This window comes from Micromonospora sp. CNZ299 (assembly GCF_002754415.1).
Map to the genome: position 1 here is coordinate 3,550,305 of NZ_PEFG01000001.1, position 16,581 is coordinate 3,566,885.

13 protein-coding genes are annotated in these 16,581 nt (G+C 71.8%); 2 read left to right on the forward strand and 11 right to left on the reverse strand.

From position 1 onward, the window contains the following. Window positions 1-60: 60 nt before the first annotated feature. The 4 genes from CLT68_RS16595 to CLT68_RS16610 all read right to left on the reverse strand — a co-directional run bounded on the left by CLT68_RS16595 (window position 61) and on the right by CLT68_RS16610 (window position 4,579). A complete protein-coding gene (locus CLT68_RS16595; RefSeq protein ID WP_099851990.1) occupies window positions 61-1,935 on the reverse strand; it encodes a nucleoside-diphosphate sugar epimerase/dehydratase in 1,875 nt (624 codons plus the stop codon). Window positions 1,936-2,080: 145 nt separating this feature from the next. After that, a complete protein-coding gene (locus CLT68_RS16600; RefSeq protein ID WP_099851992.1) occupies window positions 2,081-2,725 on the reverse strand; it encodes an acetyltransferase in 645 nt (214 codons plus the stop codon). Beyond that, the gene (locus tag CLT68_RS16605) at window positions 2,722-3,870 is read right to left on the reverse strand and encodes an aminotransferase class I/II-fold pyridoxal phosphate-dependent enzyme (RefSeq protein ID WP_099851994.1); all 1,149 of its coding nucleotides are present in this window, start codon (window positions 3,868-3,870) and stop codon (window positions 2,722-2,724) included. Before CLT68_RS16605 ends, CLT68_RS16600 begins: the two co-directional genes overlap by 4 nt. Window positions 3,871-3,892: 22 nt before the next feature. Then, window positions 3,893-4,579, reverse strand: a complete 687-nt coding sequence (locus CLT68_RS16610) for a sugar transferase (RefSeq protein ID WP_486482202.1) — start codon at window positions 4,577-4,579, stop codon at window positions 3,893-3,895. Window positions 4,580-4,826: 247 nt separating this feature from the next. Here CLT68_RS16610 and CLT68_RS16615 point away from each other — a divergent pair, with 247 nt between their 5' ends. After that, complete coding sequence (locus CLT68_RS16615; RefSeq protein WP_099851997.1) at window positions 4,827-5,774, forward strand: DUF389 domain-containing protein; 948 nt, start codon at window positions 4,827-4,829, stop codon at window positions 5,772-5,774. Here CLT68_RS16615 and CLT68_RS16620 read toward each other — a convergent pair. The 3 genes from CLT68_RS16620 to CLT68_RS16630 all read right to left on the reverse strand — a co-directional run bounded on the left by CLT68_RS16620 (window position 5,704) and on the right by CLT68_RS16630 (window position 9,872). Further along, on the reverse strand, window positions 5,704-6,171 hold the full coding sequence (locus CLT68_RS16620) for a hypothetical protein (protein ID WP_099851999.1): 468 nt from the start codon (window positions 6,169-6,171) through the stop codon (window positions 5,704-5,706). The genes CLT68_RS16615 and CLT68_RS16620 overlap by 71 nt on opposite strands. 24 nt (window positions 6,172-6,195) lie before the next feature. Then, window positions 6,196-7,104 (reverse strand): aminoglycoside phosphotransferase family protein, encoded by a 909-nt coding sequence (locus tag CLT68_RS16625; protein WP_486482203.1) that lies wholly within the window; start codon window positions 7,102-7,104, stop codon window positions 6,196-6,198. Between the two features lie 320 nt (window positions 7,105-7,424). Then, the gene (locus CLT68_RS16630; RefSeq protein ID WP_099852000.1) at window positions 7,425-9,872 is read right to left on the reverse strand and encodes a Tex family protein; all 2,448 of its coding nucleotides are present in this window, start codon (window positions 9,870-9,872) and stop codon (window positions 7,425-7,427) included. A gap of 123 nt (window positions 9,873-9,995) precedes the next feature. Here CLT68_RS16630 and CLT68_RS16635 point away from each other — a divergent pair, with 123 nt between their 5' ends. Beyond that, window positions 9,996-11,507: a deoxyguanosinetriphosphate triphosphohydrolase family protein gene (locus CLT68_RS16635; RefSeq protein ID WP_088951603.1), complete on the forward strand. Its 1,512-nt coding sequence runs from the start codon at window positions 9,996-9,998 to the stop codon at window positions 11,505-11,507. Between the two features lie 6 nt (window positions 11,508-11,513). Here CLT68_RS16635 and CLT68_RS16640 read toward each other — a convergent pair whose 3' ends face one another. The 4 genes from CLT68_RS16640 to CLT68_RS16655 form a co-directional block, all read right to left on the reverse strand. Further along, window positions 11,514-12,656, reverse strand: a complete 1,143-nt coding sequence (locus CLT68_RS16640; RefSeq protein WP_099852002.1) for an MBL fold metallo-hydrolase — start codon at window positions 12,654-12,656, stop codon at window positions 11,514-11,516. A gap of 125 nt (window positions 12,657-12,781) precedes the next feature. Beyond that, window positions 12,782-13,777: a serine hydrolase gene (locus CLT68_RS16645; protein WP_099852003.1), complete on the reverse strand. Its 996-nt coding sequence runs from the start codon at window positions 13,775-13,777 to the stop codon at window positions 12,782-12,784. A gap of 112 nt (window positions 13,778-13,889) precedes the next feature. Beyond that, on the reverse strand, window positions 13,890-14,819 hold the full coding sequence (locus CLT68_RS16650; protein WP_099852005.1) for an SDR family NAD(P)-dependent oxidoreductase: 930 nt from the start codon (window positions 14,817-14,819) through the stop codon (window positions 13,890-13,892). Between the two features lie 55 nt (window positions 14,820-14,874). Beyond that, entirely contained in the window at window positions 14,875-16,059 is a 1,185-nt protein-coding gene (locus CLT68_RS16655; RefSeq protein WP_099852007.1) for a zinc-dependent alcohol dehydrogenase, read from the reverse strand. Window positions 16,060-16,581 lie beyond the last annotated feature (522 nt).

Below are 16,581 nucleotides of genomic sequence, written 5' to 3' on the forward strand. Positions count from 1 at the left end.
CAGGGCCGGCGACCGCACCCCCGCGGTCGCCGGCCCTGATGCGTCAGCCCAGTCGCGCGATCAGCGCGACTGCAGTGGTACGCCCAGAGGACCCTCCACCACCGGGTCGGTCGGCTGGGTGCAGAGCAGTGCGAGGTGCTCGACGACCTTCGCCGCGTCCTCGTACGGGTCGAGCCCGCTGACCTCCATCGGGTCGAGTGGCGGCACGGCCACGTGGGACACCAGGGGGTGCAGCGGTCGGGTGTCTACCTCGCCGGTCCCGAGCAGATCCTCGTGCAGCTTCTCGCCGGGCCGCAGACCGGTGTAGACGATGGGCACGGAACTGGACGCCTGGTCGGCCATCTGGCGTGCCAGGTCGACGATCCGCACCGGGTCGCCCATGTCGAGCACCAGCGCCTCCCCGTCCCGGCCGATCTCGGCGGCCTGAAGCACCAGGTGGACGGCCTCCTGCAGGGTCATCAGGTAGCGGGTGACGTCCGGGTGGGTGACGGTCAGCGGCTTGCCGGTCTCGATCTGCCGTTGGAAGGCCGTCACCACCGAGCCGCGACTGCTCAGCACGTTGCCGAACCGGACGCTGAGGAACGTGCCGGGGAACCGGGACGCGGCGTGTGCCGTCAACCGCTCGGTGATCCGCTTCGAGTAGCCGAGGACGCTGATCGGATCTGCGGCCTTGTCCGTGGAGATGTTGACGAACTTCGCCACGTCCTGGCAGGCGTCCAGCACCGACAGGGTGCCCCAGACGTTGGTCTTGATCGCCTCGCCCGGGTGCCGCTGTAGCAGCGTCAGGTGCTTGAGCGCCGCCGCGTGGAAGATGATCTCCGGCCGGCGCTCCCGGATGATCCGCCGAATTCCCTCGTCGTCGCGAAGGTCGGCGAGGATCAGTTCGGGCCCGTCCAGCATGGCCCGCCCGGCGAGCGACATCTGAAGACTGTGCAGGGCCGACTCGTCCCGGTCGAGCATCATCAGTTCGCCCGGGTTGGCCTTCATCACCTGACGGCACAGCTCGGAGCCGATCGACCCGCCGGCGCCGGTGACCAGGATCCGCCGGCCGGTCAGGCTGTTGGTGCTCAACGACAGGTCGCCGACCACCTGCCGTCGGCCGAGCAGATCGCTTACCTGCACGTCCCGGACGTCGGTGACGGTGATCCGGTGGTCGACCAGGTCCCGCACCGGTGGCAGCACCTTGAAGACCGCTCCGGCCTCCAGGGTGGCCTCGCGGATCTGGCGGATCAACGCGGCGTCCGCGTTGGCCACCGAGAAGATCACGGTGGTGGCTCCGGTACGCCGGACCGAGGTGCCGACGTCCTGCCGTCCACCCAGCACGCGCACCCCGCCGATGCGCAGGTCGCGCTTGTCGGGGTCGTCGTCGAGCGCGCCGACCGGCAGGTACCGGCCGCGCGGGTCGCTGAGCATCGCGCGCAGCAGGCCCTGGCCGGCGTCACCCATCCCGAACAGCAGCACGGGCGTCGACGACCGGACGTCCGGCCGCATGGCGAGATCGCGGCGGTGCCGGTACGCGAACCGGGCCCCGAGCATGAAGAGCAGGGCCAGCGCGCCGCCGACCAGCGGGGTGCTCGCCGGAACCGGTCGCTCGCCGGACGGCAGCAGGGCGAGCAGCACGATGCCCCCCGTCGTGATGGCGGTCCCGGCGACGCCCTGAACCTCCTGCAGACTGCCCAGCGGGTGTCGTCCGGAGTAGAGCCGGCGTAGCGCCGCCACCGCCACGTGTACGACCGCCGCCACGACGCCGACCGCTGCTGCCCGTCCCAGTTGTCCCGGGGGCGGCTGGAACTCGAACCGGGTCCACGCGGCCGTGACGAATCCACCGACCCAGGCGGTGGTGTCGGTGGCGAGGAACCCGGCCGTGCGCTGACGGGCCCTGGCCCGCCGCGCCTGCCGGTCCGCGTGCTGCGTGTTCTCGGTGTCCTGCGGCATGTGCTGGCTCCCTGTCCCGTCGCACGCTCCTTCCGCCCACACGACGGAAGGAGCCTCTAGGCTCTTTGTTCTTGTTACATGCCAAAGCGGCGCTATTGGGCGCTTTCGGTGTTTGTGAGCTGAATAGGCTGTGGGTCAGGTGCCTTCAGCGGGCCGGAACGCCCTTGACCGTCACCTGATCGGGTACGTCCCGGACGACGCAGGCACCGGCCCCGACCGTGCTGTCCCGTCCGATCCGCAGGCCCTGGAGCACTGCGGCGGTGGTCCCGATCAGCACGCCCTCGCCCAGGTGGCAGTCACCGGACACGGCGGCGAGCGGGTTGACCGAGACGTAGTCCGCGAGGCGGCTGTCGTGTCCGACGGTGGCGTTCTGGTTGAGATGGACGTGCCGGCCGAGGGTGACGTTCGTGGTGACCCTGGCTCCCGCGAAGGCGACGAAACCCGGCCCGTACTCGGTGTCCGGCCCGATGGTGGCGTACGGGTGGACGAGACTCGCGGCCTCGGTGTCGTACCCGTCGATGCGGCCGCCGATGGCGCGGCGGATCCGGGGATCGCCGATGCCGATGAGGTGTCGGGTGGCCGGGGGCGCGTCGCGCAGCCAGGCCACGTCCCCGAGGTACGGCACGTCGAGTCGCTGCAACCGTTTCAGGTTCTCTTCGCTGGGTCGGTCGTCGACGACGCCCAGCAGTTGCCAGATCGACCGGCTGGCGGCCTCGTTGACTGCCCGGGCGATGGTCAGCACCTCCCGGCCGTGGCCGCCGCAGCCGACCACCACCAGTCCCGTTGTCACGCGGCGGGCCCTCCCGTTCGAGCAGCCAGGAACTCGTCGATCGCGGCCAGCACCCGTGCGATCTGCGGCTCGGTCAGGGCGCTCCCGCTGGGCAGGGTGAGCCCGTCGGCGAAGAGCCGCTCCGCCGCACCGCTGAGCAGGCTCTCCGCGCCGGCGTGCATGGGCTGAAGGTGCATCGGCTTCCACACTGGCCGGGTCTCGATGTCCCGCTCGGCCAGGTGGGCCGCCAGGTCGTCGGCCTGCCAACCACACCGCTCCCGCTCGACGGTGATGACGGTGAGCCAGCAGTTCGACTCGGTGTCCTCGGCGCCGAGGAGCTGGACGCCCGGCACCGGGGCGAAGAGCTTGGCGTAGTGGTCGCGTAGTTGGCGGCGTCGCGCGATCATCTCGTCCAGCCGGAGCAACTGGGCCCGGCCGAGCGCCGCGAGGAGGTTGCTGAGCCGGTAGTTGTAGCCGGTCTCCCGGTGCTCGTAGTGTCGCGCCGGTTCGCGGGCCTGGGTGGAGAGGTGGCGGGCCCGGTCGAGAAGTGCGACGTCGTCGCTCACCAGCATCCCGCCGCCGGAGGTGGTCATGATCTTGTTGCCGTTGAACGACAGCACGCCGGCGTGCCCGAAGGAGCCGGCGGGCTGCCCCCGGTGACTCGCCCCGAGTGCCTCCGCAGCGTCCTCCACAAGGGGGACCTCGGCCTCGTCGCAGACCGGGACCAGCGAGAGATAGTCGACGCAGCTGCCGAACATGTCCACCGGGACGATCGCGCCAACCCGCTCGCCGCGCGATCGCAGCCGACGCAGCAGGTCGGCGGTGAGATCGACGTCGAGGTTGCCGGTCCTGGGGTCGCAGTCCACGAAGACCGGACGCGCGCCGATGTAGTGGACCGCGTTGGCGGTGGCGACGAAGGTGAGCGTGGGCACGATGACCACGTCACCAGACGTCACGCCGACCCCGAGCAGAGCCAGGTGCAGGGCGGCGGTGCCGGAGCTGACCGCCACCGCGCCGCCGGTGCCGACCCGCTCGGCGATGTCGTGCTCGAAGGCCTGCAGGTCCGGGCCGGCCGGCGCCACCCAGCCGGAACGCAGGGCCGCGACCAGGTACGACTCTTCGAGAGGGCCGACGTCGGGCGGGGACAGGTGGATCGTCTGGCTCATCGGCCGGCTCCCCAGCGGGTCGTCACGCCGGTGTCCGGTCGCGCTGCGGAGGTGCCGGACGGCGAGGCGGCGTGCCGAGGAACTCCGGCGCGGTCGCGGACCCGGCCGCGTTGATTCCCTCGCGGCGCAGCACGGTCCGCACGGTCGCGGCGAGAATCGACAAATCCACCCGGAGGTTGTGGCTCTCCACGTACCGCACGTCGAATTCCAGCTTCTCCTCCCAGCTCAAGCTGTTGCGCCCCCGCACCTGGGCCAACCCGGTGACGCCGGGCCGGACCTCGTGCCGTAGGGCCTGCCGGGGGGAGTAGCGGCTGAGGTATTCGGGCAGCAGCGGCCGCGGGCCGACCAGGCTCATGTCGCCGCGCAGCACGTTCCAGAGCGTGGGCAGCTCGTCCAGACTGGTGGCGCGCAGCCAACGCCCGAGTGGGGTGAGTCGATCGCGGTCTCCGACCAGGCCGAGGTTCGGGTTGGGTGGTCGCATGGTGCGGAACTTGACCAGCTCGAAAGGTTGTCCGTGCAGTCCGGCGCGGCACTGGCGGAAGAGCACCGGGCGACCGAGACCCATCGCGACCAGAGCCGCCACCACGATCAGCAACGGCGTGACCAGGATGAGAAGGACCGCCGCCACGACGACATCGGCTACTCGCTTGCCCCGCTTCGGGCTGCTCCGGGGCAGTGACAGATCGGCGTCCACGAGACCATCAGGCACCGGCACGGTGTGACCTCCCACGTGATTTACACAAAACGTACTCATTTGTAATAACAGGTACACATGACGCGGTGTCACCGAATAGCGACAGTCAGTCCGCATTCCCCCGATCAACCCCGAAACCCCGCAGTCGGACACGGCCAGATCAGAGGCCTTGTGCAGCTCCTGGCGTCGACGGGCCGAGCGGTAGAGTCGCGACGGCCGGTCAGGCAAGCGAAGAACTGGCCGGTCGGGCGAGGGGGATGGCGTGCTGCATCTGAGGGTGATCGCCCCGGTGGACCGGTCGACGGAGGTCGTCGACCTGCTCTCCGCGGAGGCGGGGGTGACTCACCTCGCCGTGCTGCCTGGTGCCGCCCGGCAACCACCGGGTGATCTCATCCTCTGCGACGTGGTGCGGGAGAGCGCCGACGGCGTGCTGCGGGAGTTGCGGCAGCTCGGCGTGGAAACCAGCGGCGGCATCGCGGCCGACGACGTCGAGCTGACCATCTCCGCGGCGGCCGACCGGGCGGCGGAGGAGGCACCGGGCAGCGGCGCGGACGCGGTGGTCTGGGACGAGATCGCCGCGAAGACCGGTGAGCAGACGGAACTGTCCGGCACCTACCTCGTGCTGATCGTGGTGGCCACCATGATCGCCGGCATCGGGGTGCTGCTGGACCAGCCGATTCTCATCGTCGGGGCGATGGTGGTCGGTCCGGAGTTCGGCCCCCTCGCCGCACTGTGCGTGGCGTTGCTGCGCCGCCAGCTCGGGGTGATCGGGCGCTCGGTGCAGGCTCTCGTGGTCGGGTTCCTGGCGGCCATGGTGGCGACCGTGCTGAGCACCTGGGCGCTGACCGCGGCTGGCCTGGTCAGTCGGGAGATGCTGCTCGCCGAACGCCCGCTCACCGACTTCATCTGGCGGCCGGACGCGCTGTCCTGGGTGGTCGGTCTACTCGCCGGTGTGGCCGGGATGCTCTCGTTGACGTCGAAGAAGTCCGGCAGCCTGGTCGGGGTGCTGATCTCGGTGACCACGGTCCCGGCCGCAGCGAACGTGGCGGTGGCCGCCGCCTACGGAGCGTGGGACGAAGCGGGCGGCTCGGCCCTCCAACTGGTGATCAACCTGGCTGCGATCGTCCTGGCCGGGCTGCTCACCCTCGTGGTGCAGCAGGTCTGGTGGTGGGGTCTGGCTCGCCGGCGCCGCCGTCCAGCAACCGGGTGAGCAGCGTCCGTAACGGGATGGACTCACCGTCGCGGCCACCGGCCCCGACCACCAACGGCGCCGGGCTGGGCTCCGGGTCGACGCCGAACAGTCGGGCCCGCAGACCGCCGGGCACGGTCAGCAGGTGGAACCGGCCGTCCACGTCCACCGCCCGGGTCTCGGCCCGGTCGACGTACCAGCCGGTCAGCCTGGTCCGGTAGCGACCGCGCCCGTCGTAACCCCGGGCGACCAGCCGGGTGGTGCGCAGCCCTCGCCGGGTCGCCTCGGCCACGAACCAGGCCACCAGCTTCGCCGCCTCGGCCTGCTCGGCGGCCCGCCGCCGCGCGTCCGCGTCGGCATGTGCCCGCACCGCCTGCTGCCGCTGATCCCGCCACGTCCGGCCGTCCGGCTCACTCACGACGCCGACGGTACGCGACGCGGCTCAGTCGAGGACGGCCCGCAGGGTGCGCCGGGCGATCGCGGCCATCACCAGGTTGGTCTCGACGTAGTACGGCAGCGCGTTGATCGCCTGCTCCAGCGCCCATCCGCGCCCGCGCTCCCACGTCGCATCGTCCACGCCGAGCGCCCGCCGGTACGTCTCCCGCGACCCGGCGTCGAACAGGTTCCACGCCGGCATCAGGTCCACCGCCGGGTCGCCCACGTCGACGGCGCCGAGGTCGATGACCGCGGCCAGCCGGCCGTCGCGAACCAGCAGGTTGCCCGGCATCAGGTCGGCGTGGATCCACACGTCGGCCACCTGATACCGCGGGACGGCCTGGCAGCGGTCCCACACCTCGGCGAGCCGAGCGGTGTCGGTGAGCTGGACGCTGCTGGCCAGGGCCGACCGCACTCCGCTGTCCTGGTCGGCCAGCGGGCCGCCCCGGCTGGACCCGGACCAGGTCCGGCCACCGGTGTCGATGGCGTGCAGTGCGGTGACGACGCCGGCCAGGTCCCGGGCGAAGGCGTCCAGGTCGCCGAAGCGGCCGGGGTGGATCGGCTCTCCGGGGATCCAGCGGTACGCCGTCCACGGCCCCGGGTACCCCTCGCCCGGCTCACCGAGGCCGAGCGGCTCGGGCACCGCGATCGGCAGGTGCCGGCCGAGTAGCCGGGCGTGCTCCTGCTCCCGCAGCAACTCGGCCCGCAGCTCGGGGTCGGCCGTCGGTTGCAGGGGAAAGCGCAGGACGATCTCCGCACCGAGCCGGAAGAGAGCGTTCACCGTGCCGGTCGAGGGGAGCGGACGAACGGGGAGCGCCCGCCACTCGGGAAACTGCTCGGCGACCAGGGCGGCCACCACCTCGGCGCTGATGTCGAGCTGATCGGCGTGCATCTTCACCGCGAGATCATCACGCATCGCTGCGCTGCCAGGCGAGCCGATTTCCCCCGGGGTCCGCATCCTTCCTCCGTGGCTCCCTCACTCCGAATGCGCATGCAGATTCTGGGGGCCCGATGCAGGCGGCCCCCTGTCGAGCTGCCCCAGATCTGGACCGCCGCCACACGGACTCGCCCCACGAGTGGGGCACCTCGACAGGTCTCCGTGAGGACCCGGGCCGTGCCGTGGAGCACCGGGCAGGCCGGCGATCGAGGTCGACAGAATCTTGGGTGCTCGGGATGCCGCCCGCGTGGGCGGCATCCCGAGCTTGTCGAGCGAGGGCTGCGCGCCCCGCTGGTTGATCAGGCCAGGCCGGCGCGGCGCAGGGCCTCCGCCATCGCGTCGTTGGCCGGTGCCGGCGCACCCTGCCGCTGCTGCCCGCCGCGGCCACCCTGACCGCCGCGACCACCCTGCGCGCCACGACCACCCTGGCCGCCACCCTGCCCGCCACGGGAACCCTGGGCGCCGCGACCACCCTGACCGGCAGGACCACCCTGCGGCCCGCGCTGCGCCGGGCCGCCACGCCCCTCCTGGCTCGTCCGACCACCGCCACCGGCAGCTCCCGGCTCGTCCTCCAGGCGCAGGGTCAGCGAGATGCGCTTACGGGGTACGTCCACGTCGAGCACCCTGACCTTGACCACGTCACCGGACTTCACCACGTCGCGGGGGTCCTTCACGAAGGTCCGGGACAGCGCCGAGACGTGCACGAGACCGTCCTGGTGCACCCCGACGTCGACGAACGCGCCGAACGCGGCCACGTTGGTGACCACGCCTTCGAGCACCATGCCCGGCGTCAGGTCGCCGATCTTCTCCACCCCTTCGACGAAGGTGGCGGTGCGGAACTCCGGCCGAGGATCCCGGCCCGGCTTCTCCAGCTCGGCGAGGATGTCGGTGACGGTGGGCAGACCGAACCGGTCGTCGACGAAGTCGGTGGCGCGCAGCCCCCGCAGGATGGTGCTCTTACCGATCACCGAGCGCAGGTCCTGACCGGTGGTGGAGAGGATCCGGCGCACCACCGGGTACGCCTCGGGGTGCACGCTGGAGGAATCCAGTGGGTCGTCGCCGTCGGGGATGCGCAGGAAGCCCGCGCACTGCTCGAACGCCTTCGGACCGAGCCGCGCCACCTTCTTCAGCTCGGTACGCGACCGGAACGGCCCGTTGGCGTCCCGGTGCAGCACGATGTTCTCGGCCAGCCCGGCGCCGATCCCGGAGACCCGGGTCAGCAGCGGCGCCGACGCGGTGTTGACGTCCACGCCGACCGCGTTGACGCAGTCCTCCACCACCGCGTCCAGCGACCGGGACAACTTCACCTCGGACAGGTCGTGCTGGTACTGGCCGACCCCGATCGACCGGGGGTCGATCTTGACCAGCTCGGCGAGCGGGTCCTGGAGTCGTCGGGCGATGGAGACAGCGCCGCGCAGCGACACATCCATCCCGGGCAGCTCCTGCGAGGCGTACGCGGAGGCGGAGTAGACCGACGCGCCGGCCTCGGAGACCATCACCTTGGTCAGGTTGAGCTGCGGGTGCCGCTTGATCAGGTCGCCGGCCAGCTTGTCGGTCTCCCGCGAGGCGGTGCCGTTGCCGATCGCGATCAACTCCACCCCGTGTGCCCCGGCCAGCCGGGCGAGGGTCTCGACCGACGCGTCCCACTGCCGGCGTGGCTCGTGCGGATAGATCGTGTCGGTGGCGAGCACCTTGCCGGTGGCGTCCACCACGGCCACCTTCACGCCGGTCCGCAGGCCCGGGTCCAGGCCCATCGTGGGCCGGGTGCCGGCCGGCGCGGCCAGCAGCAGGTCGCGCAGGTTGGTGGCGAAGACCCGCACCGCCTCCTCCTCGGCCGCCTGCCACAGCCGCATCCGCAGGTCCGCGCCGAGGTGGATGAGGATCCGGGTACGCCAGGCCCAGCGGACCGTGTCGGTCAACCAGCGGTCGGCCGGCCGACCGGCGTCGGAGACCCCGAACCGGCCGGCGATGGCCGCCTCGTAACGGGTCGGGCCGGTCGGCGCGGCGTCGGACTCGCCGGCCTCCTCCGGTTCCATGGTCAGGTCGAGCACGCCCTCCTTCTCGCCCCGGAACATGGCCAGGATCCGGTGCGAGGGCAGCTTCGGGTACGGCTCGGAGAAGTCGAAGTAGTCGGAGAACTTGGCGCCCGTGGTCTCCTGCCCCTCGCGTACCCGGGAAGCCAGGCGCCCTCGCGACCACATCTGCTCGCGCAGCGTGCCGATCAGGTCGGCGTCCTCCGCGAAGGTCTCGATGAGGATCGCCCGCGCGCCCTCCAGCGCGGCGGCGGCGTCGGCGATGCCCTTCTCCGCATCGACGAACCCGGCGGCGGTGGCCCGTGGGTCCTGGGTCGGGTCGGCCAGCAGCGTCTCGGCCAACGGCGCCAACCCGGCCTCGCGGGCGATCTGCGCCCGGGTCCGCCGCTTCGGCTTGTACGGCAGGTAGATGTCCTCCAGCCGGGACTTCGAGTCGGCGGCCATGATCTGCGCTTCCAGGGCCTCGTCGAGCTTGCCCTGCCCGCGGATCGACTCCAGCACGGCGGCCCGCCGCTCGTCCAGCTCGCGCAGGTAGCGCAGCCGCTCCTCCAGAGTGCGCAGCTGGGTGTCGTCGAGCAGGCCGGTGGCCTCCTTGCGGTAACGGGCGATGAACGGCACTGTGGCGCCGCCGTCGAGCAGCTCCACGGCCGCCCGCACCTGACGCTCGGCCACGCCGAGCTCGTCGGCGATCCGCTGATGAACAGACTGGGTCACGATCTCGATCCGCCTTCGGGAGTGGGTACGCCTGCATTCTGCCGGGCGGCACCCGACGCTGTCGCCGCGCCCGGCCGGGGTGACCGGCGGCGGTGTCAGCGGCCCTGCGCTAGCGTGGCGATCATGGAAACACCTGCGGAGCCCCGCGCCCGGCGGCTCTTCGGCGGCAGCGCCCGGGCCCTCGGCGACCTGACGGCCAACCCGTTCCGCGCCGACCGGGACCGGATCGTCGGCTCGCCGTTCTTCGCCCGCCTCGGCGGTGTCACCCAGGTGATCAGCCCGGTCGGCTCCGGGCTGCTGGTGCACAACCGGCTCACCCACAGCCTCAAGGTCGCCCAGGTGGCCCGGGCGGTCGCCGAGCGGTTGAACGCCGACGAGCGGTGGCGTGACCTGCTGGACAAGCTCGGTGGCTGCGACCCCGACGTGGTGGAGGCCGCTGCGCTCGCACACGACCTCGGCCACCCGCCGTTCGGGCACCTGGGGGAGCGGGTGCTGGACCGGCTGGCCCGCCAGCGCCTCGGCCTCGCCGACGGGTTCGAGGGCAACGCCCAGTCGTACCGGATCGTCACCAGCACCGAGATCCGCGGCGCCGCCACCACCGGGCTGGACCTGACCGCCGCGGTCCGCGCGGCGATGCTGAAGTACCCGTGGACCCGGCTGGACCATCCCGACCCGCACCCGCGCACGATGGACCCGCCGCCGCGCGGGGCCACCCCTCCGCCGGACGACCCGGAGAGCGGCTCGTCGAAGTTCGGCGCGTACCGAACCGAACTCGACGACCTGCGGCAGGCCCGGGAGCCGTTCGCCGGCCGCATCCCGGACTGGCAGCAGACCGTGGAGGCGTCGGTGATGGACACCGCCGACGACATCGCGTACGCCATCCACGACGTGGAGGACTTCTACCGGGTCGGTGTGCTCCAACAGGGGTCGGTGTCCGCCGAGTTGATGGCGTGGCAGCGCGAGAGTGGGCACTTCCGGGCGATCACCGACGCGGCGCTGGCCACCGCGGCCCGGCGTCCGGGGGCGGCGATCGAGCGGTTGCGTCGGCAGCTGCACCGCAAGGACGCCTGGATCGCCGACGACGACGCGTTCGCCGCCGCTGTCGAGCACGTCCGCGAGGAGTTGGTCGACGGGCTGCTGGCGATGCCGTTCGACGGCTCGATCGAGGCCGAGCAGTACGTGGCGCGGTTCTCCGCCCGCTGGTCCACCCGCTTCGTCGAGGCGATCACGGTGACCGACCAGCCGTCGGTGCGCTCCGGCCACGTGCTGCTGGGCTGCGCGCAGTGGCACGAGGTGCAGGTGCTCAAGTTCGTCCACCACCGGTTCGTGCTGGCCCGACCGGATCTCGCCCTGCACCAGCGCGGCCAGGCCCGGCTGCTGGGCACCCTGGTCGAGGCGCTCTGGGAGTGGCTGCTCGACCCGGAGGAGGAGTCGCGACTGCCCCGCCGGCTGCACGACCTGGTCGAGCTGGCCGAGGCGGAACTGCACCCGCGGATCCCGGACCGGATCGGCCGCGCCCGGGGGCGGGCCATCGTGGACTTCGTCGCGCAGCTCACCGATGGTCAGGCGGTGGCCATGCTGGACGCGCTCTCCGGCCGCTCCGGCGCGCTCTGGACCGACGCCTTCGTGCTCTGACCCGGCTCAGGCGACCGACTGCCACCAGCCGTCGACGGCGGGCGGCTCGTCGACCACCACCCGCTCGCCGGGGCGGGGCACGGCGAGGCGCACGTCGCGGGCCTTCGCCTCGGCCCACAGCCGGTCCACCGGCTCGGACCAGTCGTGCAGGGCCAGGTTGAACGTCGCCCAGTGCACCGGGACGAACAGCCCGCCACGCAGGTCGAGGTGGGCGTCGACCGCCTCCTCGGGGAACATGTGGATCGTCGGCCAGGCCCGGTCGTACGCGCCGATCTGCATCAGCGTCACGTCGAACGGCCCGTGCTCGGCGCCGATCGCCGCGTACCCGTCGAAGTAACCGGAGTCGCCGGTGTAGAAGACCTTGCGGCGCGCCCCGGCCACCACCCACGAACTCCAGAGCGTGCCGTCGCGGCGCAGCCCTCGCCCGGAGAAGTGCTGGGCGGCGGTGGCGGTGATCTCCAACCCCGCGACCCGGTGGGACTCGGACCAGTCCAGCTCGATGATCCGCTCGGCGGGTACGCCCCAGCGGTCCAGGTGCGCGCCCACGCCGAGCGGCACCAGGAACGGCGCGGACTGCCCGGCCAGCAGCGCCCGCACGGTCGGCATGTCGAGGTGGTCGTAGTGGTCGTGCGAGATCAGGATGGCGTCCAGCGGCGGCAGCTCGTCGAGGCGTACCGGTGGCTCGTGCAGCCGGCGAGGACCGACCAGCCCGGAGGGGGAACACCGCTCGCTCCACACCGGGTCGAGCAGCACCCGCCGACCCTCGATCTCGATCAGCGTCGAGGCATGGCCGTACCAGACGATGTTCAGCTCGTCGGCGGTGTCGACGGTGTGGGGTGCGCTGGAGCGAAGCAGCGGCACGGGCGCGGTCGGGCGTCGCTTCTGCTTGCCGAAGATCAGCTCACGGACCAGGTTGCGGCCCGGCTCGGCGACCATCGTGCGGGTGCCGGCCTGGTTGTGGAAGGTGCCCTCACGGAACTGGGGCGAGCGGGCCGCCCGTTCGGCCCGGGCCCCGCTGAGCCGGCCGCCGAGCGCCGCCGGCACATCCCGGGCGACCCAGGCCAGCCCGGCCAGCGCCGCCAGCCCGGCCGCGCCCCGCATCCGCCGCCCGAGCGACCGTTCGACGTCCGTGCTCTGCGCTCGTGCCATTGCCGTCCCTCCGACGTGTCCGCCCTACACGGTAGTCACCCGGACCGGTCCGTGCCCCGGCGGTCGCCACGCCGGGTCGGTCACCGGCAAACGGCGACCGACCCGGGACGGTTTGACGGCGTGCGCTAGCCGCCGTTGCTGGGGCGCCGGGCGGTGATCCGGAACGTCCGGCCCACGCCCGCGATCCGGTCCACCGCGGCCAGGAACTTCGGGCCCATGGCTGCCCGGGCCTGGACCGCAGGGTGGGTGGCGCCGAAGTCCTCCGGGTTGGCCTGCCCGTCGGCGAAGAGCGCGTACGTGAGCACGGCCGCACCGGAGCGGTCGAAGATCACGCCGGCCTCGTGCCGGGCGTCGGCGTACCAGCCGGCCTTGGTGGCGATCCGGGCCCGCTCGTCCGAGGACATGGTGCGCCGGATGCCGTCGGTGAAGGCCACCGGGGAACGCAGGAGACCCAACAGGTACGTGGTCGAGGCGGGGGAGAGCAGCGTGCCGCCGACCAGGGCGCGCAGCAGGTCGTGCGTCTCGCGCGGGGTGCTGGTGCCGAGGAAGAACCGGTTCGGGTTGGCCACCGGCTGAACCTGGGTGTTCGGGAAACCCTTGGCGACCAGGATGGAGTTGATCTCGGCAGCCGGGGCGACCAGGCCGCACAGCCGCACCGCCGTGTCGTCCGAGACGGTCAGCAGATTGGCCAGCACGTGACCGAGGGTCACCATGCTCGGGTACGCGCCGTCCAGGCTGAAGATGCCGTCACCGCCCGGCACGACGATCGCCGCGCTCACCTCGACCTGCTGGTCCAGGGTGAGCAGCCCCCGGTCGACCTTGTCGAGCACCGCCGTCGCGACTGCGATCTTGTTGACGCTGTACGCCTCGATCCGTCGGTCCGCGTCGGCCTCCACCGCGACCACCGGCGTGCCGGCCGGGTCGGCGACGCTGACGTACGCCTGCCAGTTGCCGCCGGCCTCAACGCTGTGCTTGGCGAAGACGGCGGCCACCCGGCGGGCTGCCCGCGCCGGGGTGGTCGGGGTGCTCTCGGCGGCGCTCGCCGAGGACGCGGCGCCCAGCACCGTGCCGGCGGTGGCCACCGTGCCCAACCCGAGTGCCGTTCTACGGTTCAGTCGCATGGTCGATCGTCTCCCCCATCGTGGTGCGCCAGAGCGCTTGCTGGCCCACCACCCTAGGCGAGTTGATCGATCCACAATGCCCCCCGAACAGTCCCGAACAACTCCGAACAGGTCAGCCGAATCGTCGGCGCACTGCCGCTCCGACTGCGCTCGCCGGCCCGGACACGAGTTGCCGCAGGTCGGGCAGGTGGCCGCCGCGTACCGCCTCACCGGCCGGGTTCGGGGCGAAGACACTGCCGTCGTTCGCGGCGACCGGCCATCCACTCAGGCCGGCCAGCCGCATCAACGGCCCGACGAGAATGTCGTAGACGCCCGGCAGCACGGTGAACCCGACCCGCATCACCACGTTGAGCCGGCCCACGGACACCTCCCGACGGGGGCGGTCCACACAGTTCACGATTGCCCGGGCCACCCGGTGAGGGCTGGCGACCGGCGGCGGAGGTCGCCCGACCCGGCCCAGGTAGTTGGCCGCCTGCTGGTACACCGGTGTGTCCACGCTGCCCGGGTTGACCAGACACAGCCGGATCTCCGGGCTGTCGCGCAACTCCTGCTGCACCGTGCGGACCAGACCCTGCAAACCCCACTTGCTCGCCACGTACGCGCTCATGTTCGGGGCGGTGATGTGGCCGAGCACCGAGCCGGTGAGGACGACAGTGCCGGCCCCGGCGGCCCGGAATTGCCGCAGCGCCACCCGCACCGAGCCGGCGGCGCCGAGCAGGTCGGTCCGTACCACCTGGTCGAAGACCCGCCCGGGAAGCTCGTCGAAGCGACCGTAGGCCATCACCGCCGCCGTGTGCACCCAGACGTCGATGCGACCGAACCGCTCGATCGCCGCGTCGGCGAGCGCGTCCAGCGCGCCCGGCTCGGTGACGTCGGTCGGCACGGTCAACACGTCGACGTCGGCGCACTCCGCGCGTACCTCGGCCAGGGTCGTGGTGGCGCGAGCGGCGAGGACCAGACGGTCGCCGCGCTCGGCGAACTCCCGGGCCGTCGCCCGGCCGATCCCGCTGCTCGCGCCCACGATCACGACCACTCGGCTCACGGCACCGGCTGCATTCGTGACTGCGGGGCTCGCAAACCCGGCTCACTCCTCGCACTCATGGTTCGAGCACGACCTTGATGCAGCCGTCCTCCTTCTTCTGGAACATCTCGTACGCCTGCGGCGCCTGGGTCAGCGGCATCCGGTGGGTGCGCAGGTCCTCCACACCCAGCGGGTCGTCGTCGCCGGAGAGCAGCGGCAGGATGTCGTCGGTCCACCGGCGCACGTGGCACTGCCCCATCCGCAGCTGGATGCCCCGGTCGAACATCTCCATCAGCGGCATCGGGTCCACCTCGCCGCCGTACACGCCGGACAGCGACACGGTGCCGCCACGGCGAACCGCCTTGAGCGCGGCGTGCAGGACCGACAACCGGTCCACGCCCGCCCGGTCGGTCATCGTCTGGGCCAGCTTGTCCGGCAACAGCCCGGCGGCGGTCTGAGCCAACTTCCCCGCCGGCGAACCGTGCGCCTCCATCCCGACCGCGTCGATCACCGCGTCCGGGCCGCGACCGTCGACCAGGTCGATCAACGCGCCCGGCACGTCGGACAGCTCACTCACGTCGAGCACCTCGATGCCGTGCCGGCGGGCCAGCTCCAGCCGCTCCGGCACCAGGTCCAGCCCGATCACCCGGCCCGCGCCGAGGTGGCGGCCGATCCGCGCGCAGAACTGCCCGACCGGGCCCAACCCGAAGACGGCCAGGGTGCCGCCCGGCGGGGTGTCCGCGTACTTCACCGCCTGCCAGGCGGTCGGCAGAATGTCGGACAGGTAGAGGTAACGCTCGTCAGCGCCGGTCTGCGGGATCTTGATCGGCCCGAAGTGGGCCTGCGGGACGCGCAGGTACTCGGCCTGCCCGCCCGGCACCGAACCGTAGAGCGAGGTGTAACCGAACAGCGCCGCGCCCTTGCCCTCACTGGTGACCTGAGTGGTCTCGCACTGCGCGTAGAGCTGCCGCTGGCACATCCAGCAACTCCCGCAGGAGATGTTGAACGGAATCACCACCCGGTCGCCGGGCTTGAGCCCGGTCACGCCCGACCCGACCTCCTGGACGATCCCCATCGGCTCGTGGCCCAGGACGTCACCCGGCTTCAGGTACGGCCCGAGAACCTCGTACAGGTGCAGGTCGGAGCCGCAGATCGCAGTTGAGGTGATCTTCACGATCGCGTCGGTGGGTTCCTCGATCCGAGGGTCCGGCACCTCCTCGACCCGTACGTCCCGCTTGCCCTGCCAGGTCAGTGCCTTCATGTCCCTCGTCCCTTCTCACGCGGTCTCGAAAGACTGCTACCCGGGCTCGGGCACTTGAACCTGCTGCGCTCTCCGATGTCCGGGTTGTTCTCGGTTCTGTCTGTTGGTGGGTGGTCGCGCTCGGGGACCTGGGGGCGGCGTCTTCGTCGGTGGTTGCGGTCGGGGGCTGGGGGCGACCGTCCCCGGCTCCGGGCGGTCAGGCTTGATCCCTCCGCCGGGAACGGTCGCCCCCAGCCCCGTGGGTTGCCGCTGTCCGTCCGTTCCGTGCGTCGCCTTCGAGAACCCCGACCGGTGGGTGCGCTTCGTGCGCCACCCTCGGCAACCGCGGCCCGTGCAATCACGGGTCGATGTGTTCGGCTTGCACCTTATGTCGTGCCGCTGGGTGACTTCCGCGGGCCGCGATTGAGTTGATCGACTCGTGTTCCTTGAAGTCGCGGTATCGGAGGCGCTTTGACAGCCCGACTTCATGAAATCCGAGTGGATCAAGCAGGCGCGGCCAGTGCGGCGGCGCGGGCGGGTCGG